Annotated in this window: 24 protein-coding genes; 9 read left to right on the top strand and 15 right to left on the bottom strand. The window is 68.4% G+C overall.

Features of this window, described 5'->3' with window-relative positions:
* Positions 1-97 precede the first annotated feature (97 nt).
* Positions 98-973, bottom strand: a complete 876-nt coding sequence (locus tag ACWDU4_RS02460; RefSeq protein ID WP_450112257.1) for an SDR family NAD(P)-dependent oxidoreductase — start codon at positions 971-973, stop codon at positions 98-100.
* Between the two features lie 164 nt (positions 974-1,137).
* Here ACWDU4_RS02460 and ACWDU4_RS02465 point away from each other — a divergent pair, with 164 nt between their 5' ends.
* A complete protein-coding gene (locus ACWDU4_RS02465) occupies positions 1,138-2,172 on the top strand; it encodes a 2Fe-2S iron-sulfur cluster-binding protein (protein ID WP_450112258.1) in 1,035 nt (344 codons plus the stop codon).
* Positions 2,173-2,252: 80 nt separating this feature from the next.
* Here ACWDU4_RS02465 and hsaB read toward each other — a convergent pair whose 3' ends face one another.
* The 4 genes from hsaB to hsaA are packed head-to-tail and all read right to left on the bottom strand — an operon-like array spanning position 2,253 to position 5,796.
* Entirely contained in the window at positions 2,253-2,834 is a 582-nt protein-coding gene (gene hsaB / locus ACWDU4_RS02470) for a 3-hydroxy-9,10-secoandrosta-1,3,5(10)-triene-9,17-dione monooxygenase reductase subunit (RefSeq protein ID WP_450112259.1), read from the bottom strand.
* Complete coding sequence (hsaC, locus tag ACWDU4_RS02475; RefSeq protein WP_450112260.1) at positions 2,834-3,733, bottom strand: iron-dependent extradiol dioxygenase HsaC; 900 nt, start codon at positions 3,731-3,733, stop codon at positions 2,834-2,836. The genes hsaB and hsaC overlap by 1 nt, the downstream gene beginning before the upstream one ends.
* Positions 3,733-4,608, bottom strand: coding sequence for a 4,5:9,10-diseco-3-hydroxy-5,9,17-trioxoandrosta-1(10),2-diene-4-oate hydrolase (hsaD, locus tag ACWDU4_RS02480; protein ID WP_450112261.1), 876 nt, complete (start codon positions 4,606-4,608; stop codon positions 3,733-3,735). The genes hsaC and hsaD overlap by 1 nt, the downstream gene beginning before the upstream one ends.
* Before the next feature lie 12 nt (positions 4,609-4,620).
* Positions 4,621-5,796: a 3-hydroxy-9,10-secoandrosta-1,3,5(10)-triene-9,17-dione monooxygenase oxygenase subunit gene (gene hsaA, locus ACWDU4_RS02485; protein WP_450112262.1), complete on the bottom strand. Its 1,176-nt coding sequence runs from the start codon at positions 5,794-5,796 to the stop codon at positions 4,621-4,623.
* A gap of 237 nt (positions 5,797-6,033) precedes the next feature.
* Between hsaA and ACWDU4_RS02490 the strand changes: the two genes are divergently transcribed.
* Together ACWDU4_RS02490 and ACWDU4_RS02495 are read left to right on the top strand one after the other, a co-directional pair.
* The gene (locus tag ACWDU4_RS02490; protein WP_450112263.1) at positions 6,034-7,215 is read left to right on the top strand and encodes a Rieske 2Fe-2S domain-containing protein; all 1,182 of its coding nucleotides are present in this window, start codon (positions 6,034-6,036) and stop codon (positions 7,213-7,215) included.
* A complete protein-coding gene (locus ACWDU4_RS02495) occupies positions 7,212-7,553 on the top strand; it encodes a hypothetical protein (protein WP_450112456.1) in 342 nt (113 codons plus the stop codon). Before ACWDU4_RS02490 ends, ACWDU4_RS02495 begins: the two co-directional genes overlap by 4 nt.
* 193 nt (positions 7,554-7,746) lie before the next feature.
* Here the strand turns inward: ACWDU4_RS02495 and dmpG are convergent, their stop codons facing one another.
* The 3 genes from dmpG to ACWDU4_RS02510 all read right to left on the bottom strand — a co-directional run bounded on the left by dmpG (position 7,747) and on the right by ACWDU4_RS02510 (position 11,556).
* Positions 7,747-8,799 (bottom strand): 4-hydroxy-2-oxovalerate aldolase, encoded by a 1,053-nt coding sequence (gene dmpG, locus ACWDU4_RS02500; protein WP_450112457.1) that lies wholly within the window; start codon positions 8,797-8,799, stop codon positions 7,747-7,749.
* Between the two features lie 5 nt (positions 8,800-8,804).
* Positions 8,805-9,728 (bottom strand): acetaldehyde dehydrogenase (acetylating), encoded by a 924-nt coding sequence (locus tag ACWDU4_RS02505; RefSeq protein ID WP_450112264.1) that lies wholly within the window; start codon positions 9,726-9,728, stop codon positions 8,805-8,807.
* A 205-nt stretch (positions 9,729-9,933) separates the two neighbouring features.
* A complete protein-coding gene (locus ACWDU4_RS02510) occupies positions 9,934-11,556 on the bottom strand; it encodes an FAD-binding protein (RefSeq protein WP_450112265.1) in 1,623 nt (540 codons plus the stop codon).
* Between the two features lie 125 nt (positions 11,557-11,681).
* Between ACWDU4_RS02510 and kstD the strand changes: the two genes are divergently transcribed.
* The 3 genes from kstD to ACWDU4_RS02525 all read left to right on the top strand — a co-directional run bounded on the left by kstD (position 11,682) and on the right by ACWDU4_RS02525 (position 16,126).
* Positions 11,682-13,391: a 3-oxosteroid 1-dehydrogenase gene (gene kstD / locus ACWDU4_RS02515; RefSeq protein ID WP_450112266.1), complete on the top strand. Its 1,710-nt coding sequence runs from the start codon at positions 11,682-11,684 to the stop codon at positions 13,389-13,391.
* Between the two features lie 12 nt (positions 13,392-13,403).
* A complete protein-coding gene (locus ACWDU4_RS02520) occupies positions 13,404-14,264 on the top strand; it encodes a MaoC/PaaZ C-terminal domain-containing protein (protein ID WP_450112267.1) in 861 nt (286 codons plus the stop codon).
* Positions 14,265-14,341: 77 nt separating this feature from the next.
* Positions 14,342-16,126 carry a cholesterol oxidase substrate-binding domain-containing protein gene (locus ACWDU4_RS02525; RefSeq protein ID WP_450112268.1) on the top strand — a complete coding sequence of 595 codons (1,785 nt, stop codon included), beginning with the start codon at positions 14,342-14,344 and terminating at the stop codon, positions 16,124-16,126.
* Positions 16,127-16,219: 93 nt separating this feature from the next.
* Here ACWDU4_RS02525 and ACWDU4_RS02530 read toward each other — a convergent pair whose 3' ends face one another.
* Both ACWDU4_RS02530 and ACWDU4_RS02535 read right to left on the bottom strand, forming a co-directional pair.
* Positions 16,220-17,662, bottom strand: a complete 1,443-nt coding sequence (locus ACWDU4_RS02530; protein ID WP_450112269.1) for an MFS transporter — start codon at positions 17,660-17,662, stop codon at positions 16,220-16,222.
* Positions 17,659-18,495 (bottom strand): mycofactocin-coupled SDR family oxidoreductase, encoded by an 837-nt coding sequence (locus tag ACWDU4_RS02535; RefSeq protein WP_450112270.1) that lies wholly within the window; start codon positions 18,493-18,495, stop codon positions 17,659-17,661. Before ACWDU4_RS02535 ends, ACWDU4_RS02530 begins: the two co-directional genes overlap by 4 nt.
* A gap of 185 nt (positions 18,496-18,680) precedes the next feature.
* Here ACWDU4_RS02535 and ACWDU4_RS02540 point away from each other — a divergent pair, with 185 nt between their 5' ends.
* A complete protein-coding gene (locus ACWDU4_RS02540; protein WP_450112271.1) occupies positions 18,681-19,589 on the top strand; it encodes a bile acid:sodium symporter family protein in 909 nt (302 codons plus the stop codon).
* Here ACWDU4_RS02540 and zapE read toward each other — a convergent pair.
* The gene (gene zapE, locus ACWDU4_RS02545) at positions 19,472-20,536 is read right to left on the bottom strand and encodes a cell division protein ZapE (protein ID WP_450112272.1); all 1,065 of its coding nucleotides are present in this window, start codon (positions 20,534-20,536) and stop codon (positions 19,472-19,474) included. The two genes, ACWDU4_RS02540 and zapE, sit on opposite strands and share 118 nt — an antisense overlap.
* Before the next feature lie 68 nt (positions 20,537-20,604).
* On the opposite strand from zapE, the gene ACWDU4_RS02550 reads away from it, so the two are divergent.
* Entirely contained in the window at positions 20,605-21,258 is a 654-nt protein-coding gene (locus ACWDU4_RS02550) for a TetR/AcrR family transcriptional regulator (protein ID WP_450112273.1), read from the top strand.
* Positions 21,259-21,291: 33 nt separating this feature from the next.
* Here ACWDU4_RS02550 and ACWDU4_RS02555 read toward each other — a convergent pair whose 3' ends face one another.
* The 4 genes from ACWDU4_RS02555 to ACWDU4_RS02570 are packed head-to-tail and all read right to left on the bottom strand — an operon-like array spanning position 21,292 to position 23,628.
* Positions 21,292-21,627, bottom strand: a complete 336-nt coding sequence (locus tag ACWDU4_RS02555; protein WP_450112274.1) for a DUF202 domain-containing protein — start codon at positions 21,625-21,627, stop codon at positions 21,292-21,294.
* Positions 21,624-22,043, bottom strand: coding sequence for a YidH family protein (locus ACWDU4_RS02560; protein WP_450112275.1), 420 nt, complete (start codon positions 22,041-22,043; stop codon positions 21,624-21,626). Before ACWDU4_RS02560 ends, ACWDU4_RS02555 begins: the two co-directional genes overlap by 4 nt.
* Complete coding sequence (locus ACWDU4_RS02565; protein WP_450112276.1) at positions 22,030-22,947, bottom strand: TauD/TfdA dioxygenase family protein; 918 nt, start codon at positions 22,945-22,947, stop codon at positions 22,030-22,032. Before ACWDU4_RS02565 ends, ACWDU4_RS02560 begins: the two co-directional genes overlap by 14 nt.
* 21 nt (positions 22,948-22,968) lie before the next feature.
* A complete protein-coding gene (locus ACWDU4_RS02570) occupies positions 22,969-23,628 on the bottom strand; it encodes a TetR/AcrR family transcriptional regulator (RefSeq protein WP_450112277.1) in 660 nt (219 codons plus the stop codon).
* A gap of 294 nt (positions 23,629-23,922) precedes the next feature.
* Here ACWDU4_RS02570 and ACWDU4_RS02575 point away from each other — a divergent pair, with 294 nt between their 5' ends.
* The gene (locus tag ACWDU4_RS02575) at positions 23,923-25,419 is read left to right on the top strand and encodes an MFS transporter (RefSeq protein WP_450112278.1); all 1,497 of its coding nucleotides are present in this window, start codon (positions 23,923-23,925) and stop codon (positions 25,417-25,419) included.
* Positions 25,420-25,456 lie beyond the last annotated feature (37 nt).

The following is a 25,456-nucleotide window of genomic DNA, read 5'->3' on the forward strand; positions in this document are numbered from 1 at the left end:
CACCCCCCCCAATTCCTACTCCTTCGCCCCCCGGGGCGGGGGTGCTTGTTGCGCGAGCCTCCGGACTCGCACACCACGCACGCGCTGCGGAGCGGACCTAGAGCATTCCCGCGAGTTCCTCCAGCCCCCACGGCGGTTCGGTGTTGTGGTCGCGGTAGGCCAGCACCGTCGGGGTCGGGCGGTCGAAGCGACCGACGAATCCGCCCGAACCGACGAAGATCCGACCACTGACGCCCTTGGCGAGGTCGCTGGCGAGGAACGCGTACAGCTGGGCCACGTACTCGGGCGGTGCCGGGTTGAGCGAACCGTACCGTGACGCGTCGTCGAGCATCCCCCGCCGGTGCAGCTCCTCGATGTGCTGCTCGTACTCCTCGCCCTCCGACAGGCGCGTCCGCGCACCCGGGCAGACCACGTTTGCGCGTACCCCGGAGCCTGCGAGTTCGGCGGCGATCGCCATGGTCAGGCTGTTGACCGCCCCCTTGCCCGCCGGATAGCCGGTGCCGCCGTAGTCGCCCAGGTAGGCGAACGAACTCGTGTTGACGATGGTGCCGGAACCGCGCTCGGCCATCAGCGGGGCGATCAGCCGGCACGTCCGGAACGCGGACGTCAGGTGCGCATCGAGCAGGGCGTCCCACTCGCCGTCGGTGACGGTGAGAATCGACGACCCGGGAGGCTCGGCGACGCCGGCACAGTTGACGAGGATGTCGATGTCTCCGAACTCGCCCAGAGCGGTGTCGACCAGCTCCTGCGCGACCGCGCGGGACGACGCCGCCCCGGCGACCGCGACCGCGTTGCCGCCCGCGGCCCGGATCTCGTCGGCGACCTGCTGCGCGACCGCGGCATCGCGACCATTGACCACCACCCCGGCTCCCTGCGCCGCGAGGGCGTGCGCCACGGCCCGTCCGATTCCCCTGCTCGACCCCGTCACCACCGCGCCGCGTCCGGCCAGGTGCCGCCCCACTTCGGTCGTCATCTCCCACCTCTCCTCGTGTCCCGGGCCGTCGGCCCACAGCGTCCGCTCCCACGGCACCATTGCTTCCCAACGCGTGCCAGACTACAGTCCAGACACCTGTCCAGTCCGGGTGAACGGGACATTCACCCGGAAGCCGGCCGAAACGCACGGGGAGCACCGAGACCATGCCCGCACCGACGATCCACCGCCTCCGCGTCAGCGACGTGATCGAGGAGACCCGCGACGCCCGATCCGTGGTCTTCGAGGTCGACGCCACGCTGCGCGAGCGGTTCGCCTACCGGCCCGGGCAGTTTCTGACGCTGCGCATTCCCGGCACGACGCAGGCCCGCTGCTATTCGCTCGCCAGCGCACCCGACCTCGACGAGGACCTGAAGATCACGGTCAAACGAGTCGACCGGGGCCTCGGGTCGAACTGGTTGTGCGACAACGTCCGACGGGGTACCGAGATCGAGGTCCTCGAACCGTCGGGCGTGTTCACCCCGCGCGGCCTCGACGCTCGCTACCTGCTCGTCGCCGGCGGCAGCGGCGTCACCCCGATCATGTCGATCCTCAAGTCGGTGCTCGGCCGCGGCACGGGTGAGATCGTGCTGTTCTACGCCAACCGCGACGAGGGCTCGGTGATCTTCGACGCCGAACTGCGCGAGCTGTGTGCACGTCATCCCGAGCGGTTGACGGTCGAGCACTGGATCGAGACCGACGACGGGCTGCCCACCACCGACCAATTGGTTCAGCGCTTCCGCGCGTGGGCTTTCGACGAGGTCTTCGTGTGCGGGCCGCAACCGTTCATGGACTGCACCCGAAAAGCCCTGACGGAAATGGAGTTTCCTCGGGAGAAGCTGCACATCGAGCGGTTCACCTCCCTCGCAGCCGACCCGTTCGCCGTCGACCACACCCCGCCACAGGCTGCCACCGGGGACGGACCCGCCTCCACCGTGGTGGTGCGCAAGGGCGGCCAGACGCACACTCTGTCCTGGCCTGCCGATCAGCGTCTACTCCAGGTGCTCGACGCCAACGGGATCGTGGTCCCATCCTCCTGCACGGAAGGGGTCTGCGCGGCGTGCGAGTGCCGGCTCACCGCGGGCCGGGTCGAGATGGTCGACAACCGGGTGCTCGAGGAGGACGACCTCGCCGACGGCTACATCCTGGCGTGTCAGGCACTCCCCCGCACCGAGTCCCTCGAGGTCGAGTACGACGGGTGACCGGTGAACACCAAAAGGGCCCGCCCGCGCGAAGGTCGCGCGGACGGGCCCCTTGTCGCCCCTCCGGGTATGCGGTGGCCCTAGAGCCAGGTGTCCTCTGTGGTCGTGGTGAGGAACGCCTCGAGGTCGTCGCGCCAGGGCGCCGGCACGGTCTTGTCCGGTTCGATGGCGGTGTACTGACCACGGTAGAACAGCAGCGGCCGTTCGGTTTTGACCTCGCTCATCGACGCGACCCGACCGAACACGACGTAGTGGTCGCCACCGTCGTGCACGGTCTCGACGGTGCAGTCGATGTGGGCGAGCGAGTTGTCGATGATCGGCGACCCGAGCGGCGAGGCCGTCCAGCCGATGCCCGCGAACTTGTCCGGTTCACGGGACCCGAAGCGTGCGCACACCTCCTGCTGCTCCTCGGCGAGGACGTTCACGCAGAACTTTCCGGTCCGCTCGATCGCCGCCCAGGACCGCGACTCCTTCGTCGGGCAGAACAGCACCAGGGGCGGGTCCAGCGACAGTGCCGCGAAGGACTGGCACGCGAACCCGACCGGCGCGCCGCCGTCTACGGTGGTGATGATCGTGACGCCGGTGCAGAACTGACCGAGGACGGTCCGGAACTGGCGCGGGTCGATGCCGCTGTCGGGCACCGTCGCCTTCTCGGGGCTCATTACTTGAATCCCACCGTGAAGTCGTGCCCCCACAGGCTCACCGCGGTGGACTCGCGCGCGATCCAGGTGTCGTCCTCGACCTCGAGTCCTTCGCAACCGAATTCGACGTCGAAGCCGCCGGGCGTCTTCATGTAGAAGCTGAGCATCAGGTCGTTGACGTGCCGGCCGAGGCTGGCGGACATCTTGACCTTCTTGCGCAGCGCGCGGTCGAGGCACAGGCCGACGTCGTCGGAGTTCTCCACTTCGACCATCAGGTGCACGATGCCGCTGGGGTTCGGCAGCGGAGCGAACGCCAGGCTGTGGTGCCGCGGGTTGCAGCCGAGGAAGCGCAGCCATGCCGGGTCGCCGTCCGCCGGGCGCCCGACCACCTGCGGGGGCAGGCGCATCGAGTCGCGCAGTTTGAACCCGAGCACGTCACGGTAGAACTGCAGGTCCGCCTCGTCGTCCTTGGTCGCGAGCACCACGTGCCCGAGTCCCTGCTCACCGGTCACGAACTTGTGACCGTACGGGCTCACGATGCGCCGGTGCTGCAGTGCGATGGTGTGGAAGATCTCCAGCCGCGACCCCGAGGCGTCCTTGCACTTGATGAACTCGACGACGTTGCGTTCGGCCGCCTCCTCCTTGGTGCCCTCCTCGAACTCCCAGTCGGCCTTGGCCAGACGTTCGCGGATCTCCTGCAGCCCTTCTGCGTTCGCGCACTCCCAGCCTGCCGCGTAGAGGCCGTCGCGCTCGCCGGGGACGATGACCAGGCGGGCCGGGTAGTCGTCCATGCGCAGGTACAGGGCCTCGGGGTCGGAACCCTTGCCCTCGACCATCCCGAGCACCTTGAGCCCGTAATCACGCCAGGCGGCCATGTCGGTCGCCTCGATGCGCAGGTACGCGAGGGAACGGATGCTCATCAGTTGCCTCCATCGAGAAGGAAGTCGGTTGCAAGACGGTTGAATTCGTCGAACTTCTCGAGCTGCGCCCAGTGCCCGCAGCCGCCGAACACGTGCAGCTGCGCGCGGGGGATCATCTTCAGCGCCACGAGGGCGCCGTCGAGCGGGTTGACCCGGTCCTCGCGGCCCCAGATCAGCAGCACGCGCTGGCGCAGCTTGTACGCCTCGCGCCAGAGCATGCCCTTTTCGAACTCGCCGCTGGAGAAGGACTTGCCCATCGCCTTCGCCGCGGCCAGGGATTCCGGGGTGCTCGCCGCGGCGAACCGCTCCTCGACCAGTTCCGGGGTGACCAGCGACTGGTCGAACACCATGATCCGGAGGAACGCCTCGAGGTTCTCACGGGTCGGCTGGTAGCTGAACTTACCGAGGTTCTTCACACCTTCGGTCGGGTCGGGTGCGAAGAGGTTGACGCTCAGGCCACCCGGGCCCATGAGCACGAGCCGGCCGGCCCGGTCCGGGTAGTCGAGCGCGAACCGCACTGCCGCACCGCCGCCGAGCGAATTGCCGAGCAGGTGAACGCGATCGGTGATGCCGATGGTGTCGAGCAGGTCCTTCAGTGCCGAGGAACTGTGCACGAAGTACTGCGGGTGTTCGGTGGGCTTGTCGGACTTGCCGTAGCCCGGCTGGTCGACGGCGAGCACGTGGAAGCGCTCGGCGAGGACGGGGATGTTCTTGGAGAAGTTCGACCAGGAGGAGGCGCCCGGGCCGCCACCGTGCAGCAGCACGATCGTCGGGCCGTTGCCGACGCCGGCCTCGTGGTAGTGCAGCTTCAGGTCCGGTCGGACCTGCGCGAAGCGGGAGGTCGATTCGTACGTGAGTTCTTCGGTTGCCGTCATGTGTGATTCCCCCTAGACCATCGTGTCGGTCAGCGGCAGGCCGAACTCGGCGCCACCGAACATCACGTACGCGCGCTCGGCGTCGTTGGCCGCATGCACCCGGCCCGCATGGGCGTCGCGCCAGAAGCGCTGGATCGGAGTACCGTTCGCGAGCGCGGTGGCACCCGAGTTCTCGAAGAGCAGGTCGATCGAGGCGATCGCGCGGCCGGTGGCACGCACCTGGTCACGGCGCGCCCGCAGCCGCAGCTCCATCGGCACCTCTTCGCCCGCAACGAGATGCGCGTACTCGTCGGCGACGTTGCCGGACAGCTGGCGCCAGGCGGCGTCGATGTCGCTGGACGCCTGGGCGATCCGGATCTTGGCGAACGGATCGTCCTTGGCCTTCTCCCCCGCGTAGGCCGCACGCACCCGCTTGCCCTGGTGCTCGACGTGCGCGTCGTAGGCGCCGTACGCCATGCCGACGATCGGAGTGGAGATGGTGGTGGGATGGATTGTGCCCCAAGGCATCTTGTAGACCGGAGCGGTGTTCTGCTGCAGTCCCGGCGCGGCGAGGTCACTCATCGCCTTGAAGCTCAGGAACCGGTGCCGCGGCACGAAGACGTCCTTGACGACGACCGTGTTCGAGCCGGTGCCGCGCAGGCCGACGACATTCCACACGTCGTCGATCTCGTAGTCCTCGCGCGGGATGAGGAAGCTGCCGAAGTCGACGGGGCGGCCGTCCTTGATCACGGGACCACCGACGACGACCCAGGTCGCGTGGTCGGAACCCGACGACCACGCCCACGCGCCGTTGACCTTGTAGCCACCGTCGACGACCTCACCCGCGCCCATCGGCGCGTAGGACGAGGAGATCCGGACGTCGGTGTCCTTGCCCCAGACGTCCTCCTGCGCCTGCTGATCGAACAGCGCGAGATGCCAGTTGTGAACCCCGATGATGCCGGCGACCCACCCGGTGGAGCCGCAGGCGCTCGCGATGTTGCGGACCGCCGTGTAGAAGGTGACCGGATCCGCCTCGAACCCGCCCCACTGCTTCGGCTGGAGAAGCTTGAAGAAGCCGACCTCCTGCAGGGCCTTGATCGAGTCGTCCGGGATGCGACGCAGGTCCTCGGTCTCCTGGGCACGCTCGCGGAAGGTCGGCAGTAGCTCGTTCAGCTTCTCCATCACCACGTGGCTGTCGTGCTCACTCACTGGTCGCTCCCTATGTCTGTCGATCTGACGGTCTGTCGATCCGGCTTCTTGCGCTCTTGCGTGTTCGGTGGTGCGCTCGCCCCTGAGACTAGAACACGTTCCCATTTGTGTCGAGGGGCGGCGAGCACAGCAGGTCAGGCCGCTACGACAGGAACAACTCGGCTCGAAATCTGGCGAAACTCTCCCGACTTCTATAACGTGTTCTAGTAACGGAGACGAAGGGATGTGAGGGCACAGATGACGCAAACGAGCGGCGCGCCCGCCAACCGCAAGGTTCGTGAAATCGACGTCGGAACCACGCCGACGCGGTTCGCCCGTGGCTGGCACTGCATCGGCCTCGAGCGCGAGTTCCTGGACGGCAAGCCGCACGCGGTGGAGGCGTTCGGCACCAAGCTCGTCGTCTTCGCCGACAGCGAGGGCAAGCTCAACGTGCTCGACGCGTACTGCCGGCACATGGGCGGCGACCTGAGCCAGGGCACCGTCAAGGGCGACTCGGTCGCCTGCCCGTTCCACGACTGGCGCTGGGGCGGCAACGGCAAGTGCACCGACATCCCCTACGCCCGACGGGTTCCGCCGCTCGCGCGCACCCGCTCGTGGACCACACTGCAGCGGAACAAGCAGCTGTTCGTCTGGCACGACCCCGAGGGCAACCCGCCGCCGGACGAGGTCACGATTCCGGAACTGCCGCAGGTTCTGACCGATGACTGGACCGACTGGGAGTGGCACCGCCTCGAGGTCAAGGGCTCCAACTGCCGCGAGATCGTCGACAACGTCGTGGACATGGCGCACTTCTTCTACGTCCACTTCGGGTTCCCGAAGTACTTCAAGAACGTCTTCGAGGGCCACGTCGCGTCCCAGTACCTGCAGAACCACGGACGCCCCGACGTCGGGAACATGGGCACGCAGTACGGCGAGTCCGTCCTCGACTCCGAGGCGTCGTACTTCGGCCCCTCGTACATGATCAACTGGCTGCACAACGACTACAGCGGATACAAGGTCGAAAGCGTCCTGATCAACTGCCACTACCCGATCACGCAGGACTCGTTCATGCTGATGTACGGCGTCAGCGTGGAGAAGCCGAAGGGCCTGGACGAAGCGACGACCAACAAGCTCGCGCGCAAGTTCACCGAGGGCGTGACGATGGGCTTCGAGCAGGACGTCGAGATCTGGAAGAACAAGACCAAGATCGAGAATCCGCTGCTGTGCGAGGAGGACGGCCCGGTCTACCAGCTGCGCCGCTGGTACGAGCAGTTCTACGTCGACGTCGCCGACATCGACGAGAAGGCGACGCAGCGCTTTGAGTTCGAGATCGACACCACCAAGGCGGTGGAGGCGTGGCAGCGCGAGGTGGACGAGAACCTCGCCCGCCAGGCCGCGGAGAAGGCCGCCGCCGAAGCCGACAGCAAGACAGGCGTCTGACGATGACCTCGACCTGGTCCAAGGCCCCGGACTTCGCCGACAGCCCGGCCCGGGTCGAGGCCGTCCGCGCACAGACCGCCGTCGACCTGCAGACCTACCTCGACGACGGCCTGCAGGAGGTGGAGTGCCGGACCTGCCACACCTGCGTGCTGGTCCGTAAGAACAGCTACAACCACACCAGCATCCAGTGGCAGGCCGACCCGGCGACGGTCTGTCCCGAGTTCGCCGGGTCGGGCGCCCGCCCCGGCTCGCGGCAGACGTGCCCACGCCTGATGGCAAGCATCAATCACGCCGTCATGGAGGGCATCGTCGAGGTCCGCGACACGCAGTCGGAGTAAGTCGAGAAGCAGGAAGGGGCGTGCATCCGGATGGATGCACGCCCCTTCCTCGTCCCGGCGGCTGCGGTGGCCGGTGCGCCGACGGCGCCCGCGATTTCGTGGGCGAATTGGTCCTGTTCGGTTCGGCCGACTTCGGCGACTGGGCGGCCGTCACGAAAGTACCTCCTCGAGCGGAAGTGATCCGGGTCGAAGATCAGGCCCCGGCCTGCTCGCGCTGCAGTTCCAGCGCGATGTCGATCAGCTGGTCCTCCTGGCCGCCGACGAGTTTGCGCTTGCCTGCGCGGACGAGCATCTCCGCGGCGGAGACCCCGTACCGCTCGGCCTGCCGCTCCGCGTGCTTGAGGAAGCTCGAGTACACGCCCGCATAGCCCATCATCAGGGCCTGCCTGTCCAGCAGGCACTCGGCCGGCATCACCGGTCGGACGACGTCCTCGGCGGCGTCCGCGATCGCGAAGAAGTCGATGCCGGTCTTGACGCCGATCTTGTCGCACACCCCGACGAACGCCTCGACCGGCGCGTTGCCGGCACCGGCGCCGAACCGGCGGGTGCTGCCGTCGATCTGCCGCGCCCCCGCCCGCACCGCCGCAACGGAATTCGCGACACCGAGGCCGAGGTTCTCGTGCCCGTGAAAGCCCACCTGCGCGTCGGGTCCGAGCTCTGCCGCGAGGGCCTCGACCCGCTCGGCGACCTGTTCGAGCACCAGTGCGCCCGCGGAGTCGACGACGTACACGCACTGGCAGCCGGCGTCGGCCATGATCCGGGCCTGTTCCGCCAGCTTCTCCGGCGCAATCGTGTGCGCCATCATCAGGAATCCGACGGTCTCGAGCCCCCGCTCCCTCGCGAGACCGAAGTGTTGGACGGCCACGTCCGCCTCGGTGCAGTGGGTGGCGATCCGGCAGATCGAGGCGCCGTTGTCCTGGGCCTCGACGATGTCCTCCTTGACGCCGACGCCGGGCAGCATCAGGAACGCGATCTTCGCCTGAGTCGCGGTGTCCACCGCGATCTTGATCAGTTCCTGCTCCGGGGTCCTCGAGAAGCCGTAGTTGAACGACGAGCCACCGAGCCCGTCGCCGTGCGTCACCTCGATGACCGGGACACCGGCGTGGTCGAGGGCGCCGACGATCGCGCGCACCTCCTCGCCGGTGAACTGGTGCCGCTTGTGGTGCGAGCCGTCCCGCAGTGAGGTGTCCGTGACCCGGACGTCCCACGAGGGGTCGAAATGTACTGCGCTGTCGATGAGAGTCATCTCGCTCACGCCTTCACGCTGAGAAGCTTCCGGGCGATCTCCTCGCCCACCCTGGTCGCCGCCGCGGTCATGATGTCGAGGTTGCCCGCATACGGCGGCAGGAAGTCCCCGGCGCCCTCGACCTCCACGAAGGTGGTCACCTTCGCGTGCCCACCGGACATCACGCTCGGCTCGTCGAACTGCGGATCGTTGAGCAGCCGATAGCCGGGCACGTACTGCGCGATGTCGGCGACCATCCGGTGGATCGAGTCGGCGATCGCGTCGCGGTCCGCATCCTCAGGGATCGCGCAGAAGATGGTGTCGCGCATGATCATCGGCGGATCGGCCGGGTTCAGGATGATGATCGCCTTGCCCTTGCGCGCGCCTCCGATCACCTCCACGCCGCGGCTGGTGGTCTTGGTGAACTCGTCGATGTTGGCGCGGGTGCCCGGGCCCGCCGAGACGGACGCGACCGACGCGACGATCTCGGCGTACGGCACGTCAACGACCCGCGACACCGCGTGGACGATCGGGATGGTCGCCTGCCCGCCGCAGGTGATCAGGTTGACGTTCGGCGCGTCGAGGTGCTCGTGCAGATTCGCGGGCGGCACCACCGCCGGTCCGACCGCGGCCGGAGTGAGGTCGATGGCGCGGATGCCGGCGGCCCGGTATCTCGGGGCCGCGTCGCGGTGCACGTGGGCGGAGGTCGCCTCGAACACCAGGTCCGGTTTCTCGGGCCGGGCGAGCAGCCGGTCGATCCCCTCCGCGGAGGTCTCGAGGCCCATCGCGGCGGCCCGGGCCAGGCCCTCGCTGGCCGGGTCGATGCCGATCATCCAGCGCGGCTCGAGCCACTCGGACCGCCGCAGTTTGTACAGCAGGTCGGTGCCGATGTTGCCCGACCCGACGATTGCCACGCTTGCCCTGTTCTCCGACCGTCGTGCGTGAGCCATGGATTCCTCCTACTCGAACCGCGGGGATACGGACCCGAGCCCGGAGAAACCGGCATGGCGCCGATCTCCCGGCCCGGACGTCGGCGGCGCGGGTGCACGAACCCTCGGGTCCGCACCGCCCGCGAGTTCGTCACGCAACTCGGTGCAGAGCATGTGCGGTTCCTTTCGGCTGCGGAGTCGGACTCGGTGCGGCCTCGGGCGCTGGCTAACTCACCAGCGGGACGGGGTCGGGACCCGCCTGGGTCCGCTGGGTGGCATGGACTGCGGCGCGCCGGCCGGAGAACACGGCGTCGGCGAGCGAGAGGCCGCTGACGTAGGAGTTCGAGCAGATTCCGACGGCGGTCCGACCGGCCGCGTACAGACCCTCGATCGGGGCCCCGCCCTCCCCCAGGACCTCGCCGGAGTCCTCGTCGACGACCAGACCCCCCAGCGTGATCATCGGCAGCGGGTTGGTCAGGCTCTTCTTCAGCGAGACGTCGAACAGCGAGAAGGGACCGGTGCGCACCGGACGGCGGAAGTCGTCGGGCTTGCCCATCGGGTCGGGTCCGCCGCTGTCGATGGCGTCGTTGTGCGCCGCGACGGTCGCCGCCAGCCCGGCCGGGTCGATGCCGACCCTGGCGGCGACCTCGTCGAGGGTGGCGGCCGTGGTTCCGTCCAGCCGCATCATGGTCTCGGCCTGGATCCGCTGGAACCAGTTCGTGTGGGTGCCCATTTGCGACCGCGCCTCGGCGACCAGGTCCGCGTCGGCGACCAGCCAGCCGTGGCCCTCCCGCTCGGCGATCATCGCGTGCCCGAGGGCCGCGCCGTAGCGGGACTCGTCGACCATCCGGTTGCCCTGCCGGTCGACCAGGATCGATCCCAGGAAGGCCGGGGGCGGCACGATGAATCGCCATGCCGAGATGTGCGAAAGCTTGTCGGTGGCGCCGCCCGCCGAGGCACCCAAGGCGATGCCGCTGCCGTCGTCGGCGGAGGTGCCGAGCGGGAGCCCACCGAGGTAGCGGGGTGCGTGCTCGGCGACCATCGCGCGGTTGCCGATGAATCCGCCGGCGCTGAGGATGACGCCCGACCGGGCCTCGATGCGGATCGGGCGCGCGTAGCGGGCCTCGATGCGTTCGACGAGCTTGTCCAGCCGCCGCCGCATCGGCGGGTAGTAGATCCCCGGCTTGGCCGACAGCGAGGACAGCCGCGCGTGCCGGGTTCGCACCCTCGCGGGTGCGTCGCGCAGGCTCAGACACTCCACGCCGACCACGGCGCCATTGTCGTCCGTGAGCAGCCGAACCGCACGCGTTTGCTGCTGAAGACGTAGTCCCTTGGTCAGTGCGGACTCGATCAGCGGCCGGTAGAGCATCTTCCCGGAGGTGCCGCGGCCCTTTGCCCGGTGTCCGCGCGGAGCGGGCGGCGCGACGTCTCGGAATCCGCCTGCGGCCTCGCTCCCGGAGTAGTACAGGTAGTGCCGATCCGTGGGGTACGACGTCTTGTACGGGCACAGCGACCCCTCGAAGGGGACCCCGTTGCTCATCAGCCATTCGATCGTCGCGGGACTGTCCGCGCAGAACCGGCGCAGCGTCTCGGGCCGGACGGCGTCACCGACCTCGCGCGTCAGGTACGCGAACATGGCCTCGACGGTGTCCTCCACCCCCGCCTGGCGCTGCACCGACGTCCCGCCACCGGCATAGAAGATGCCACCGGAGATGGTGCTCGTCCCGCCGCCGGCGAACCGGTCCACCGCGACGACCTCGGCGCCCGCGTCCAGTGCTTCGACAGCGGCCGACGCACCCGCCACACCGGTGCCGACCACCACCACGTCGGCTGAAAGATCCCAGGACACGAGCACCGCCCTCCGCTGAAACTGAACGTGTTGCCATTTGCGTCCAAGCAGTTCGCCGCCGTCCGGGGATACTTCCTGGCAGAAAGCATGGACCTAGCGCCACATCATTCTATAACGTGTTCTACATGAGCAAGCAGGAATACGACATCGTCGTCGTCGGCAGCGGCGCTGCCGGCATGACCGCCGCCCTGACCGCCGCCCACCAAGGGCTGAGCGTGGTCCTTCTCGAGAAGGCCGCCCACTGGGGCGGTTCGACGGCCCGCTCCGGCGGTGGCGTCTGGATCCCCGGCAACAAGGCGCTTCTCGCCGCCGGCCGGCCGGACGACCGCGAGGAGGCGCGCAAGTACCTGCACTCGATCATCGGCACCGCGGCGCCGAAGGAGAAGATCGACACCTACATCGATCGCGGTGCCGAGGCGTTCGACTTCGTCCTCGACCACAGCCCGCTGAAGATGAAGTGGGTTCCCGGCTACTCGGACTACTACCCCGAGGCCCCCGGCGGCCTGTCCTCCGGACGCTCCTGTGAGCCGGCGCCTTTCAACGCGAAGGTACTCGGCGCCGAACGTTTCAACCTCGAGCCGCCCTACAGCAAGGCTCCGCTCAACTTCGTCGTCACCCAGGCGGACTTCGTCAAGCTGAACATGATGAAGCGCCAGCCCCGCGTCGGCATGACCCGCGCTATGCGTGTCGGCATCCGCGCCACCTGGGCCCGCGTCACCGGCAAGCACCTGCTCGGCATGGGCCAGGCTCTCGCCGCCGCCATCCGCAAGGGCCTGCAGGACGCGAAGGTCCCCGTTCTCCTGGAGACGCCGCTCACCGGCCTGATCGTCGAGAACGACCGCGTGATCGGCGTGCGCGCGACACACAAGGGCGAGGAGGTCGAGTACATCGCCCGCCACGGCGTCGTCCTGGGCACGGGAGGCTTCGAGCACAACGCGGAGATGCGCGCGCAGTACCAGCGTCAGCCGATCACCACCGAGTGGACCACCGGCGCCCCGGCGAACACCGGCGACGGCATCCGCGCCGGCCGCGACCTCGGCGGCGCCCTGGACGTGATGGCCGACGCGTGGTGGGGCCCGACGATCTTCAAGAGCGGCAAGCCGTGGTTCTGCCTCGCCGAGCGCAATCTTCCCGGCTGCATCATCGTCAACGCCGAGGGCAAGCGGTTCGGCAACGAGTCCGCCCCCTACGTCGAGGCGGTGCACACCATGTACGGCGGCACCTACGGCGAGGGCGAGGGTCCGGGCGAGAACATCCCGGCGTGGCTCGTCTTCGACCAGCGCTACCGCAACAACTACATGTTCGCCGCACTCCAGCCGGGACAGAAGATCCCGTCCCGCTGGATGGAGAACGACAACATCGTCAGCGCGCCGACGCTGGCCGATCTCGCCGCGAAACTCGGTGTGCCCGAAGCGAATCTTGCCGCGACCGTGGAGCGCTTCAACGGGTTCGCCGCGACCGGCGTGGACGAGGACTTCCACCGCGGTGACAGCGCCTACGACAAGTACTACGGCGACCCGACCGTCAAGCCGAACCCGTGCCTGGCCGCGCTGGTGCAGGGCCCGTTCTACGCGGCCAAGATCGTTCCCGGCGACCTCGGCACCAAGGGTGGCCTCGTCACCGACGTCAACGGTCGCGTCCAGCGCGAGGACGGGTCGACGATCGAGAACCTCTACGCGGCGGGCAACACCAGCGCGCCCGTGATGGGTCACACCTACGCCGGCCCCGGCGCCACCATCGGACCCGCGATCACCTTCGGATACCTCGCCGCGCTCGACATCGCCAAGCGCGCGAAGACCGCCGAACCCGATTCCGCCGCAGCCACTTCGAACTGAGAAGGACCCGCCTTGCCCATCGATCCCAAGGTCGCCGTCGGCGCCACGCTGCCCGCCGTCGACTTCACCTGGACCGCCTCGGACGTCCAGCTCTACCACCTCGGCATCGGCGCGGGTGCGCGCCCGCTCGACCAGCGGGAGTTGCGCTACCTCGACGACGCGAAGCCGCAGGTGTTGCCCACCTTCGCCACGGTGGTCGCGAGCATCCACGCCACCGAGGCCCCGCGGGTCTCGTTCCCCGGCGTCGAGATCGACCTGGCGAAGGTCGTCCACGGCAGCCAGGAAGTGACAGTGCACCAGCCGATTCCGGCGCAGGGCAGCGGCCGCACCACCACGCGGATCGCCGAGGTGTGGGACAAGGGCAAGGCAGCGGTGGTCGTGCAGGAGTCGATCACCACCGACACCGAGGGCAATCCGCTGTGGACGGCGCGGTCGTCCATCTTCGCCCGCGGCGAGGGCGGATTCGGCGGGGAACGGGGCCCCTCCGAGTCCGTCGAGTTGCCGGACCGCACCCCGGAGCACGAGGTCGAGGTGCCCACCCTGCCGCAGCAGGCCCTGCTGTACCGGATGTGCGGCGACCGGAACCCACTGCACTCCGATCCCGAATTTGCCAGCGGTGCAGGCTTTCCCGCTCCGATCCTGCACGGTCTGTGCACCTACGGCATCGTCTGCAAGGCTGCGGTCGACACCGCACTGGACGCCGACACGACCCGAGTGAAGGGCTACAAGGCCCGGTTCGCGGGTGTCGTCTACCCCGGCGAGACGCTTCTCGTCCGGATCTGGGAGGAACCGGGACGGCTGCTGATCTCCGCCTCCGTCCCCGAGCGCGAGAATTCTCCCGCATTGGCTGACGTGATCCTCACCCTCGCCTAAGATCCTGGACACTCGACCAACTCAGCTCGACACCCAGATTTCCCCCTCCCCCCTTTGCAACACGTCTGGAGTTACGCATGTCGAAATCGGACAGCAACACCGGGTTTTCCCGGCGCGGCTTCCTCACCGCGGGGGCCGGCGCCCTCGCGGTGACCGCAATGGGCGGGTGGACACCCGTCTACGCCCTCCCGCTCGACACCGGGTCCCTCGGCTCCGGCTCCGGTTCGGGGTCGGCCGGTGGCGGCGCCACCCTGCCCGCACCCCCGAACTTCCCCACCGACATCGATCTCGCGCAGCAGGCCTACCAGAACTGGTCCAAGGAGATCATGCTGGACTCGGTCTGGACCGCGAGCCCGAAGAACTCCGGTGACGTTGTCCGCCTGACCAATTGGGCGCACGCGAACGGATACACCCTGCGTCCCCGCGGCGCCATGCACGGCTGGACGCCGCTGACCGTCGTCGACGGCGCGTCCGTCGACAAGGTCATCCTCGTCGACACCACCAAGCACCTCAACGGTGTCGTCGTCAACGCGGCCGGTTCCCCCGCGACCGTGACCGCCGGCCCCGGCGCCACCCTCGACGCCATCACCTCGGCGCTGCAGGACAAGGGACTCGGCTGGGCGAACCTGCCCGCACCCGGCGTCCTGACCATCGCGGGCTGCCTCGCGGTCGACGCGCACGGCGCTGCTCTGCCCGCCGCCGGTCAGAGCGCGCAGCCCGGTCACACCTACGGCTCCCTGTCGAACCTCGTCACCTCGCTGACCGCCGTGGTGTGGAACGGCACCGAGTACGCCGAGCGTTCCTTCTCGCGCAACGACCCGAAGATCCGGCCGCTGCTGACCGCCCTCGGCCGCACCTTCATCACCTCGGTCACCATGCAGGCCGGCCCGAACTTCCGGATGCGTTGCCAGAGCATCACCGACATCAAGTGGCAGGAACTGTTCGGCGCCAAGGGCGCGTCGGGCCGCACGTTCCAGAGCTACGTCGAGTCCAACGGTGGCGTCGAGGCGATCTGGTACCCCTTCACCGAGAAGCCGTGGCTCAAGGTGTGGTCCGTGTCGCCGAACAAGCCCTCCGGCGCGAAGGAGGTCACCGGCCCGTACAACTACCCGTTCTCGGACAACCTGCCCGAGACGATCACCGACCTGCTCGGCAAGATGAACAGCGGCGCACCGGGTATCGCTCCCCTGTTCGGCCAGACCATGTACGCGACCACCGTCGCCGGCCTCGCCGCGACCAACTCGTCGGACATCTGGGGCTGGTCGAAGGACATCCAGTTCTACATCAAGGCCACCACGCTGCGGCTGACCGAGGGCGGCGGCGCCGTCATCACGAGCCGCGACAAGATCGGCCAGGTCATCCACGACTTCGCCGAGTGGTTCAACGGGCGCATCGAGTTCTACAAGGCGAAAGGCCAGTACCCGCTCAACGGGCCCGTCGAGATCCGCTGCTGCGGCCTCGACCAGCCGGACGACGTCGTGGTGCAGTCGGCGGGCGCGCCCACCATCTCGGCGATGCGTCCGCGGCCGGACCACCCGGAGTGGGACACCGCGATCTGGCTGAACGTGCTCGGCGTTCCCGGCACCCCCGGCATGTTCGCGTTCTACCGCGAGATGGAGCAGTGGATGCGCTCGCACTACTCCGGTGACGACTACACCTTCCGCCCGGAGTGGTCGAAGGGCTGGGCGTTCGGACCGGAGAAGCCGTACACCGACGGCGGCATCATCAGCGGCGCCCTGCCGCAGAGCTACCGCGACGGCCTGCCCTCGGGCGACAACTGGGACACCGCGGTCGCGGTGTTCAACGAGTTCGATCCGCACAAGGTCTACAGCAACACCTTCATGGATCAGCTGCTGCCGTGAGATCTCCCGCGGCGGGGTCGTCAGTGCCCGCCCCGCCGCGGTGACCCAACGCGAGGAAGGTCCGGTGCCGTCGGCACCGGACCTTCTTCGCGTTCACGGTCCTTCGCGTTCACCGCTCAGTGGCAGCAGTGTGACAACAATGGCCGCGGCCGCCACCGCGGCGCCGACCCAGTACATCGTGGTGAACGCCGACAGCGTCGGCACCGTCACCCCGGCCACGGTGATCGTCGATGCGGCCAGCACCGCCGCGCCGACCGCGGCCGCCGAGGACGTCCCGATCGACCTCATCAGCGCGTTGACCGCATTGGCAGTGGCCGTCTGGTCGACCGACACCGCGGTCGTGATCATAACCGGCATCGCGGCCAGCGCCATCGCGACGCCGCTGGAGATCATCGCGGCACTGGTCACCACCACCGGGACCCCGGATCCGCCGACCGCGCGCAGAACGTAGCCGACGGCGATGATCGCCGCACCGGTCGAGAGGGTCACCCGTGCGCCGCGGCTGCGGGTCATCCGCGAGGACAGCGGCGCGAGCACCACCATCAGCAGACCACCCGGGACCATCGCCAGACCGGCGGCCGCCTCGGACAGGCCGGGCCCGTAACCGCTTTCGACCGGCGCCTGCAGTTCCTGCGTCGCTGTGTAAGCGCTGAGGAACATCGCGAAGCCGAGCAGTACCCCACACACGTTGGCGATCAGCACCGGTCGCAGCATCGCTGTCCGCAGGTCGACGAGCGGGTCACTGCTGCGCAACTGCAGCCGCACCCACAGCGCCATCAACAGCACTCCGCCCACCGCGCATCCGACGGTGGCCCGACTACCCCACCCCCACTGACCCCCCTTGGAAATCGCGAGCAGCACCGCGGTGAGCGCGCCCGTGAGGACCACCGCGCCGACCAGGTCGAAGCGGCCGCGCGCCCGCACCGGCGACTCGGGGACCACTACGATCAGCAGCACCGCCATCAGCAGGCCGACGGCGCCGGTCACCCAGAACAGGGCGGGCAGACCGAGATGGGCGTAGATCACCCCGGCCATCGGCATGCCGAGCATGCTGCCGATGCCCATGGTGCCGCTCATCAACCCGACCGCCGCGCCCAGCCGCTCCGGCTCGAGGATGTCGCGCATCAACCCGACCCCCACCGGGAGCAGGGCGATCGCGAACCCCTGCATCACCCGGCCGACCACCACGACGGCGAACACCTGCCCGAGGGCCGCGATCACCGAACCGCAGACCATGACCGCCAGGCACAGCAGCATCATCGCGCGCTTGCCGGTCAGGTCCGCCAGCCGTCCGATCAACGGTGTGGCGACCGCTCCGGTGAGCAGGGTGGCGGTCACCAACCAGGATGCCGTCGTCTGGGAAACCCCCAGTGCCACGCTGAAGTCCGGCAGGATCGGCACGACCAGCGTCTGCTGGAGCGCGACGACCACGCCGGTGAGGCTCAGCACCGCGACGATCAGTCGCTGTCGCACGCCGCTGCCGGGGGCCGCCGATACGACGGCCGGTCCGGCGGTGTGGTTCCGGGTGACGCTCACCCGGTGACGCGAGCGGCGTTGCCTGCGTCGATCGGAAGCACGGTGCCGCTGATGTGCGCGCTGGCCTCGGCGGCGAAGAAGAGGACGGCGCGGGTGATCTCCTCCGGTTCGAGCCACGGCACCGGCTGCGCGTGCAGGGACTGGAACACCGGCGCGACGTCGTCGCGCGTCGGGGTCTCCAGGTCGGGACGCATCATCGAGTAGAGCGCGGCGTTGTGGATCATCGGCGTCGAGATGTTGCCGGGGGCGATCGCGTTGACGGTGATGCCGTTCTGGGCGAGGTCGAGCGCCGCGCTCTTGGTCAGACCGATCACGCCCCACTTCGATGCGGCGTAGGCCGCCATGTTCGTGTTGCCCGCACGCCCGAGCATCGACGAGATCGTGACGATCCGGCCGTACCCGCGCGCGATCATTCCGGGTGCCACGGCGCCGACGGTGTTGAAGACACCGGTGAGATTGCTCGAGATGGTCTCGTTCCACTGCGCCGAGGTCATGGACTGGACCGGCGCGGCAACGGACACACCGGCGTTGGCGACGGCGATGTCGACGCGACCGAATTCGGCCTCGGCGCGCGCCACCAGGGCGTCCATGGCCTGGCGGTCGGCGGTGTCCGCCTTGACCGCGATGCAGCGCCGTCCGGCCGCCTCGACCAGCCGGGCCGTCTCGGCGAGGTCCTCCTCGGTGGCGAGCGGATAGAAGACCGCCTCGCTGTTCTCGCAGCGGTCACAGATCACGATGTCCGCGCCCTGCTCCGCGAAGGCCACCGCGTGCGACCGCCCCTGTCCCCGGGCACCGCCCGTGACCAGTGCGACCTTGCCGTCGAAGTCACCCATGTCGTCCTCCTCCTAGTCGGGTTCACTCCATCACTACCCCGTGGGTGGCCGTCGGCGCGCGACAATCTCGGCCAGCGGTACACCTCCACCCACCTTGCTCCGAATTGTCTGATTTCTCCGCACGACGGCCACCACGGTCGATATGTTGAGCACCCCGACCGCCCGCCGACCACGATGGGGCTGCCATGGACTCCGCACTGTCGACCACCGCCCTGCCGATCGCATTGGCGATCATCATGTTCGGTCTGGGACTGTCACTGACCGTCGCCGACTTCGCCCGGGTCGCGCGGCACCCGAAGGCGGTCGCGATCGCCCTCGCGTGTCAGCTCGTCGTGCTGCCGGCGATCGCGTTCGGCCTGGTTCTCCTGTTCGACCTGCCGCCACTGCTCGCGGTGGGCATGATGCTGCTTGCAGCCTCTCCCGGCGGAACCACCGCGAATCTGTTCTCCCACCTGTTCCGCGGTGACGTCGCACTCAATGTGACTCTCACGGCGGTGAATTCGGTGATCGCGGTGGTGACGCTGCCGCTGATCACCAATCTCGCGATCGACCACTTCGACCCGCCGGAAGGTGGCGCGCTGGGACTGCAGTTCGCCAAGGTGGTGCAGATCTTCGCGATCGTGCTGGTGCCGGTCGCGGCCGGGGTGTGGGTTCGCCGGGTCCGGCCCGTGTTCGCGGACCGAATGGATCGCCCGGTTCGGATCGGTTCGGCCGTGGTGCTCGCACTGGTCATCGTCGGCACCGTGATCGCCGAACGCGAGAACGTCGGCGGCTACCTCGCCGACGTGGGTGTCGTGGTGCTGATCTTCTGTCTGCTCAGCCTCACGATCGGATACTTCGTGCCCCGCGCGGCGGGTGTCACCGACCGCCAGTCCGTTGCCTGTTCGATGGAGATCGGTATCCACAACAGCACGCTCGCGATCACGATCGCGATCAGCTTGCTCGACAGCACCCGAATCGCGGTGCCCGCGGCGGTCTACGGCGTGGTGATGTTCCCCGTCGCAGCACTGTTCGGGTGGGCGATCACCCGCCGGCGCACTCCCGCAGGCGAACCGTCCACGGGACCGGACGAGGTCCCGGCGGAGGCTCGCTGACGCAGAAGGGAAAGCCGGCTGCGGGCACGGTCGAGGTCCGGCCGGCCCGCCGCCGGCCCCGATCGCCAGTCCGCACCGATGACGGTGAGCGCGACATCGGCGTCATACAGGACGTCGACCAGCGTGCAGAACCTCGCCACCCCGAATTCGGTCGCCTGACCGATATCCGGAACGCCGCTGACGACCCAGCGACGATGATCGGCAACGAGTTTCAGGTAGTCCGCGGCGCCCGTGGGCGCCTCACACAGATCCGCGAAGTCGAACCAGACCAGTCCGTCCCGACACGCCATCGCCGTCACCGGCCGACCACAGGGAACGAGGGTGACCCGCTCACTTTCCGGAGGCAGCTCACCTGCCGCCACCCGCGCCCGATACGCACCAGACGCGAATCCCCCTCCCTCGGCACGGGATCCGTCCCGGTAGTCCCGGCCTCCGTCCAGGCTCACCACGGTGAGCCTCCGGCGCAGTCGATCGATCGTCGGCAGGAATGCATCGTGGAACAGTGGGTTCGGCATCAGCCCGTCCGGCGGATAGTTGGACGTGAGCACCAGCGCCACTCCCCGCGCGTCGAGGGTGTCCAGCAGGCGCGCGAGCAGGACCCCGTCCGCGACGTCGTGGACATGGAACTCGTCGAAGAACAGCACCTCGCAGCCGCCCGTCATCCGGTCCAGCGCCTGCGCGATGCCTTCGGTGTGGACGAGCTCGTGCAGTCGGGCGAAGAAGTCGTGGAAGTGCACCCGCAGCGTCCGCGCACCCGACAGCGTCGCCCGCAGTACATCGATCATCCAGGTCTTGCCCCGTCCCACCGGGCCCCACAGGTAGATCCCTCGCCCTCCGCGCGGGTCCAGGTCGGACAGGACCGCCGCGGCGGCCCGCTGGTGCGGGTCGAGGGCGAACCCGCCTCGACGGGCGGCGGCGTCGAACACTTCCTCCGGTGCGAGCGACATGCCCGGACTCTACAAATGTAGAGTGGGCGAAAACAAGGCCGGAAGAGCCGACGTGAGCAGGGAGACACATGACCTCGACGGAGGACCGCCGGAAGTTGATCGCGGACGCCGCGCTGGACATCGTCGCGTCCGACGGCATCCGTGCCCTGACCCACCGCGCGGTGGACCGGCGGCTGGACCTCTCGCTCGGATCGACGTCGTACTACTTTCGCACCAAGCGGGAACTGCTCTATGCCACGGTCGGGCACCTCCACGAGATATCTCGACGCGAGTTCGCCCGATTCCTCGCGACGAGGACGGCCACCCTGCCGGACCTTCCGGTCCTCGCCTCCGACATCGCGGCGGCGATCGACCACATGCTGGCCACCCGCGCCCGGGATCTGCGGGCCCGCTACGCACTGACCCTGGAAATGGTGCACGACAAGGAAATCCAGATCGCGCTGACGTCGAGCATCTTCTCGAAGACCCTGGCCGCCGGCATGGTCGCCGAACTCGGCTCCTCCCGACCCGAGGTGGACAGCGCCAACTTCATCGCACTCCTCGAAGGGTTCGTGCTCGACCGGGTCGTCGGCGCAGGCGCGTTCATCGGGCCGAGGCCCGGCACTCCCGAGAGCGTGTCCGTACTCACCGCGGGAATCCTGACCTTCCTGCGCGGACTCGACCGGGGCGTCGACACCGACCCGAGCACCGCCGCCGAGCGGAATCCCGAACCGCAGCGGTGACCGGACCTGCCACGCGCCGCTGGACTGCGGCACTCACGCCGCGGCCGCCGCGACGATCACGGCACCCGCGGCCGCCGGGACCAGCACGGCGCCGAGCAGCAGTACGTTCCACCCCCACTGCGGAGGTGCGCAGTCCATCTCGAAGTCCTCGCACGACCGTTGGTGCCGTCCGCGCGCGGTGCCGAGCAGCACCAGTGCACCGAGCAGCGCCACCCCGCCGACGGCAGCCGACGCCCAACCGGGCCCCGGCAAGCACCTGACGACGAGCACGGCCAGAGCGGCAAGGGCGGCCGCCGTCCGCACCCAGGACAGCGCGGTTCGCTCGGGCTGCAAACCGGGATCGGCCCGCACCCCAGGGGCGACGCTCATCGAACCGCCAGCGCCACGAGCAATACCAGCGCGATCCCGCCGACCAGCACCACCAGCAGCGCACCGAGTGCAGGCACCGGTAGGCCACGACCGTGCCGCAGTGCATTCTCGACGCCGAGCCAGCGCGCGAACGCGAACACCGACAGCGTCGCAGCGCCGGCAAGCATCCCCAGAACGAGAGCGAGATGCACTGTACTGCTTACCGTTTCCGGCCCGAATGCCTCGAAGCCGACCGCACCGGCGATCAGCCCCATCGCTGTGCGCATCCAGGCGAGAAAGGTGCGCTCGTTCGCGAGAGTGAACCGAGGATCGGGATCGACCCCATCTCTCAGCGCCTGCGGCCGCCATCGATGCGGCGCGGCCGGACCGTCGCCGCGGGTGTCGACCCCTGCGGGCACGGCGTCAGCGAGGGACATCGCCGAGGATGGCGACGCGTTCCATCACCCGCCGGTGCGGAAAGTAGTCACTGGCGGCGTAGTGCTGGGTCGCCCGATTGTCCCAGAATGCAATCGAATTCGGCTCCCAATGGAACCGGCACTGGAAATCGGGGACCTTGGCCTGGTCGAACAGGTGCTGCAGAAGTCGCGCCCCCTCGACCCGATCCAGGTCCGGGATGTGCGTGGTGAACAAGCTGTTGACGAACAGCGTCTTGCGTCCGGTCTCCGGATGGATCCGGACGATCGAGTGCCGCACCGGCGGGTACTGCTCCTGCATCCGGGCCTGTTGTTCCGGCGACATCGACCGTCCGAACGACGGCATGAAGTCGTGGACCGCGTCGAGCCCGTCGATCCTGGCCTTGACCTCGTCGGACAGGCAGTCGTAGGCGTTGCCCATGTCGGACCAGAGGGTGTCTCCACCGGCCGGCGGAACATCGATCGCCCGCAGCACCGACCCGAGCGGGGGACGCTGCTGCCACGTCACGTCGACGTGCCAGATGTTCTCGGTGCCGGGACTGTCCTCGCCACGCTCGAACCGGACCACCGAAGGGACCTCGCCCTGCGGCAGCAGCGGATGCACCTCGAGCTCCCCCCAGTGCTGGGCGAAGTCTCGGTGCTGCTCGCCGGTGATGTCCTGCCCCCGGAAGAACAGCACCTTCCACTCCAGCAGCGCGGTCCGCAGTTCGGCAATCACCTCGTCGCCGGGATCTCTCAGATCCACTCCGCGGACCTCGGCTCCGATGAACGGCGTCACGGGCCGCAGATCTATCGCCCGGTACGGTGCCGGGTCGAATCCGTCGGGATTCCTGCGCATACCTCTTGGCCCGAATTCGATTGCGTGATCACCAATCTCAACTGTCCGCGAGGACGTCGACATACTCATGTCTGGCCTTTCAGGTAGATGTCATCGGGTGGCCGGGGCCCGCCGCCGGCGGCCGGCCTTGGAGTCCGCGGCTTCGAGGGATCCGACTGCCATGTCGATCAGATGGTCGACCGTTTCGTCGAAGGTGGCCTGTACGACCGGAAGCCCCTCGGCGCGCCGCTGTTCGTAGACGGCGAGGGCGGAGACGACCATGTTGTACATCAGGTCGACCCGCTCGTGGGCCGTGCGCCGCGACAGGTGCCCGAGCGCGCGCACGAGCCGGACCACAACCTCGCTGTTGGCGTCCCTGATCTCGTTCAGGGCGCCGCCCGCGAAGTCCACGGACGGCGACACCCTGGCGATGAATCGTGCATAGTGGCTGCCGTCGGGTGCTGCGCCGAGAAAGTCTGTGAGCGGCCGGATTCCGGCCTCCACCAGCGAGCGAAGGTCCTCCCCCCGGCCCTGCCCGTCGATTTCCGCGAGATATTCGTGGCGAGCCTGATTGATCTCGGTCATCCGGTACCGGAAGACCTCGATCAACAGCCCGTCCCGGCCGCCGAAGTGGTACTGCACGGCGGAGTTGTTGCGCTGACCGGCTGCTGCCGCCACGTCGCGCATGGACACCCCGTCGATGCCACGGTCGGCGAACATTCGCTCCGCCACCTCGATCATCGCGGACTTCGCATCATCGGAAGCAGCCATGCCGGAGACGATATAAGTCATTGACTTATCAGTCAAGACACTGCCTTAATTGTTCTATCCCTTTCCGCGACTGCACTATTCGAACCACAACCGAGGACAACCCTCACACGAGCCGGGCGCAACTCCCGGTGAGTGGGACCGACATTGCACCCCGCAACAAGGTGACTACCGTCACTTCTCCAGGCTCGGCGCCCACTCGCCGCCTCGTTCACGGACCTCCGACCCTCCCCCGACGCACCTCCCGCGCAGGGGCCGGCCACCCATTGATTCGTATCCCTCAAGCAAAGGACCACGATGGCGCTCGATCTGAATCCAGCACACGGCCCCGTGCCGAGAAGCCGACTGTTCGCCGTGCTCGCGGTGATCATTCTCTTCTCGGAGATCGCCACCTTCGAGATCCTGATGGTCTATCCCGCCATGCCGCACATGGCGCCGGCGTACCAGACACTGAACATCGCCTGGGTGGTCTCCATCGTGACCCTCACCGGAGCAACCCTGATGCCGTTGATCGGCAAGGCCTCCGACAAGTGGGGCAAGAAGCGGATCATCCTGTGCCTCGGAGCCGTCTTCGTCCTGGGCAGTGTGGTCTGTGCGCTGTCGACCTCGTTCACCGTGCTCCTGGCCGGCCGGGCCATGCAGGGGGTGCTCGTCGGAATCGTCGCCCTGTCCTACAGCCTGGTGCGGGAGATCATGCCGCGCGATTTCGTGCCGATCGCACTGGGCATGGTGGCGACCGGGATCGGCATGTCCGCGGTCGCCGGACCGTTCATCGCGGGCTGGCTGATCGACGGCTTCGGATTCGCGGGCATCTTCTGGTTCATGGCGATCTACCTCGGCATCCTGATTCCCGTCTACTGGCTCGTCGTTCCCGAGAGCCCCACCCGCGCCGATCGCCCCGTCGACTACCTCGGCACCGCCCTGCTCGGGCCCGGCGTCGCCATCCTGCTGCTCACGATCACCAAGGGAGCAGGCTGGGGATGGGGGTCGACACGGACGATCACGCTGTTCGCGGTCGGCGCACTGATGCTGGCCGGCTTCGTGGCCTGGCAGCGCGTCGCGCCGCACCCGCTGATCGACCTTCGCATCCTGTTCGGCCGCCGGTTCGGCCTGACCATCCTCGCGGTGGCGTGCGTCGGCTACATGATGAACGCGCACTCCATGCTGATGCCGACGCTGCTGCAGACCCCGGCGGGCCTTCCGGGAATCACCTACGGCGCCGGGCTCTCGGCCACCCAGTACGCGCTGTGGACGTGCCCCCTCGGCATCATGGCGATGGCCGCCGGCCCCTTCGGTGGCTGGCTGGCCAAACGATTCGGCGCCCGGCACGTCCTGCTTGCGTCCGCCACCCTGTTCGTCGGGGTGATGGTGCTCGGTGCGCAGCTCTTCACGCTGCAGTGGCAGGTCGCCATTCTCAGCGCGATCGCCGGATTCGCGGTCGGGTTCCTGCACTCGTCCAACGCCAACCTCGTCCAGGACTCGCTTCCCGCCGAGAACAGCGGGGTCGGCACCGCCATCGCCGGCGTGAGCATGCAGCTCACCTCCGCGATCGCGGTCACCCTCACCGGCGTGGTGATGTCACACCACGTTGCCTCGGTGAACCCGAAGACCCATGCGGTCCTCTACTCGGACACCGCCCTCACGAACGGCTTCCTCGTCGCCGGCGCCGTCGGCCTCGTCGGGATTCTCATCTCGGCGCTGATGCGGCACGGACGGACCCCCGCGACCGGCGGCATGGTCGAGGCATCCGAACGCGACTCGGCGACAGCCGACGCCGCGATCGCCGCACACTGACGCTCCGCTATCCGTCTGCCCCACAGGAGTTTCACCT

This window comes from Rhodococcus sp. NPDC003348, from assembly GCF_053589375.1.

Coding starts and splice junctions, on each gene's coding strand:
- ACWDU4_RS02555 (WP_450112274.1), bottom strand. CDS start 21,627: ATGAGCGTCGCCCCTGGGGTGCGGGCCGATCCCGGTTTGCAGCCCGAG.
- kstD (WP_450112266.1), top strand. CDS start 11,682: ATGAGCAAGCAGGAATACGACATCGTCGTCGTCGGCAGCGGCGCTGCC.
- ACWDU4_RS02560 (WP_450112275.1), bottom strand. CDS start 22,043: ATGTCCCTCGCTGACGCCGTGCCCGCAGGGGTCGACACCCGCGGCGAC.
- hsaC (WP_450112260.1), bottom strand. CDS start 3,733: ATGAGCATCCGTTCCCTCGCGTACCTGCGCATCGAGGCGACCGACATG.
- ACWDU4_RS02575 (WP_450112278.1), top strand. CDS start 23,923: ATGGCGCTCGATCTGAATCCAGCACACGGCCCCGTGCCGAGAAGCCGA.
- dmpG (WP_450112457.1), bottom strand. CDS start 8,799: ATGACTCTCATCGACAGCGCAGTACATTTCGACCCCTCGTGGGACGTC.
- ACWDU4_RS02460 (WP_450112257.1), bottom strand. CDS start 973: ATGACGACCGAAGTGGGGCGGCACCTGGCCGGACGCGGCGCGGTGGTG.
- ACWDU4_RS02535 (WP_450112270.1), bottom strand. CDS start 18,495: ATGGGTGACTTCGACGGCAAGGTCGCACTGGTCACGGGCGGTGCCCGG.
- ACWDU4_RS02550 (WP_450112273.1), top strand. CDS start 20,605: ATGACCTCGACGGAGGACCGCCGGAAGTTGATCGCGGACGCCGCGCTG.
- zapE (WP_450112272.1), bottom strand. CDS start 20,536: ATGTCGCTCGCACCGGAGGAAGTGTTCGACGCCGCCGCCCGTCGAGGC.
- ACWDU4_RS02525 (WP_450112268.1), top strand. CDS start 14,342: ATGTCGAAATCGGACAGCAACACCGGGTTTTCCCGGCGCGGCTTCCTC.
- ACWDU4_RS02465 (WP_450112258.1), top strand. CDS start 1,138: ATGCCCGCACCGACGATCCACCGCCTCCGCGTCAGCGACGTGATCGAG.
- hsaD (WP_450112261.1), bottom strand. CDS start 4,608: ATGACGGCAACCGAAGAACTCACGTACGAATCGACCTCCCGCTTCGCG.
- ACWDU4_RS02565 (WP_450112276.1), bottom strand. CDS start 22,947: ATGAGTATGTCGACGTCCTCGCGGACAGTTGAGATTGGTGATCACGCA.
- ACWDU4_RS02540 (WP_450112271.1), top strand. CDS start 18,681: ATGGACTCCGCACTGTCGACCACCGCCCTGCCGATCGCATTGGCGATC.
- ACWDU4_RS02505 (WP_450112264.1), bottom strand. CDS start 9,728: ATGGCTCACGCACGACGGTCGGAGAACAGGGCAAGCGTGGCAATCGTC.
- ACWDU4_RS02570 (WP_450112277.1), bottom strand. CDS start 23,628: ATGGCTGCTTCCGATGATGCGAAGTCCGCGATGATCGAGGTGGCGGAG.
- ACWDU4_RS02490 (WP_450112263.1), top strand. CDS start 6,034: ATGACGCAAACGAGCGGCGCGCCCGCCAACCGCAAGGTTCGTGAAATC.
- hsaB (WP_450112259.1), bottom strand. CDS start 2,834: ATGAGCCCCGAGAAGGCGACGGTGCCCGACAGCGGCATCGACCCGCGC.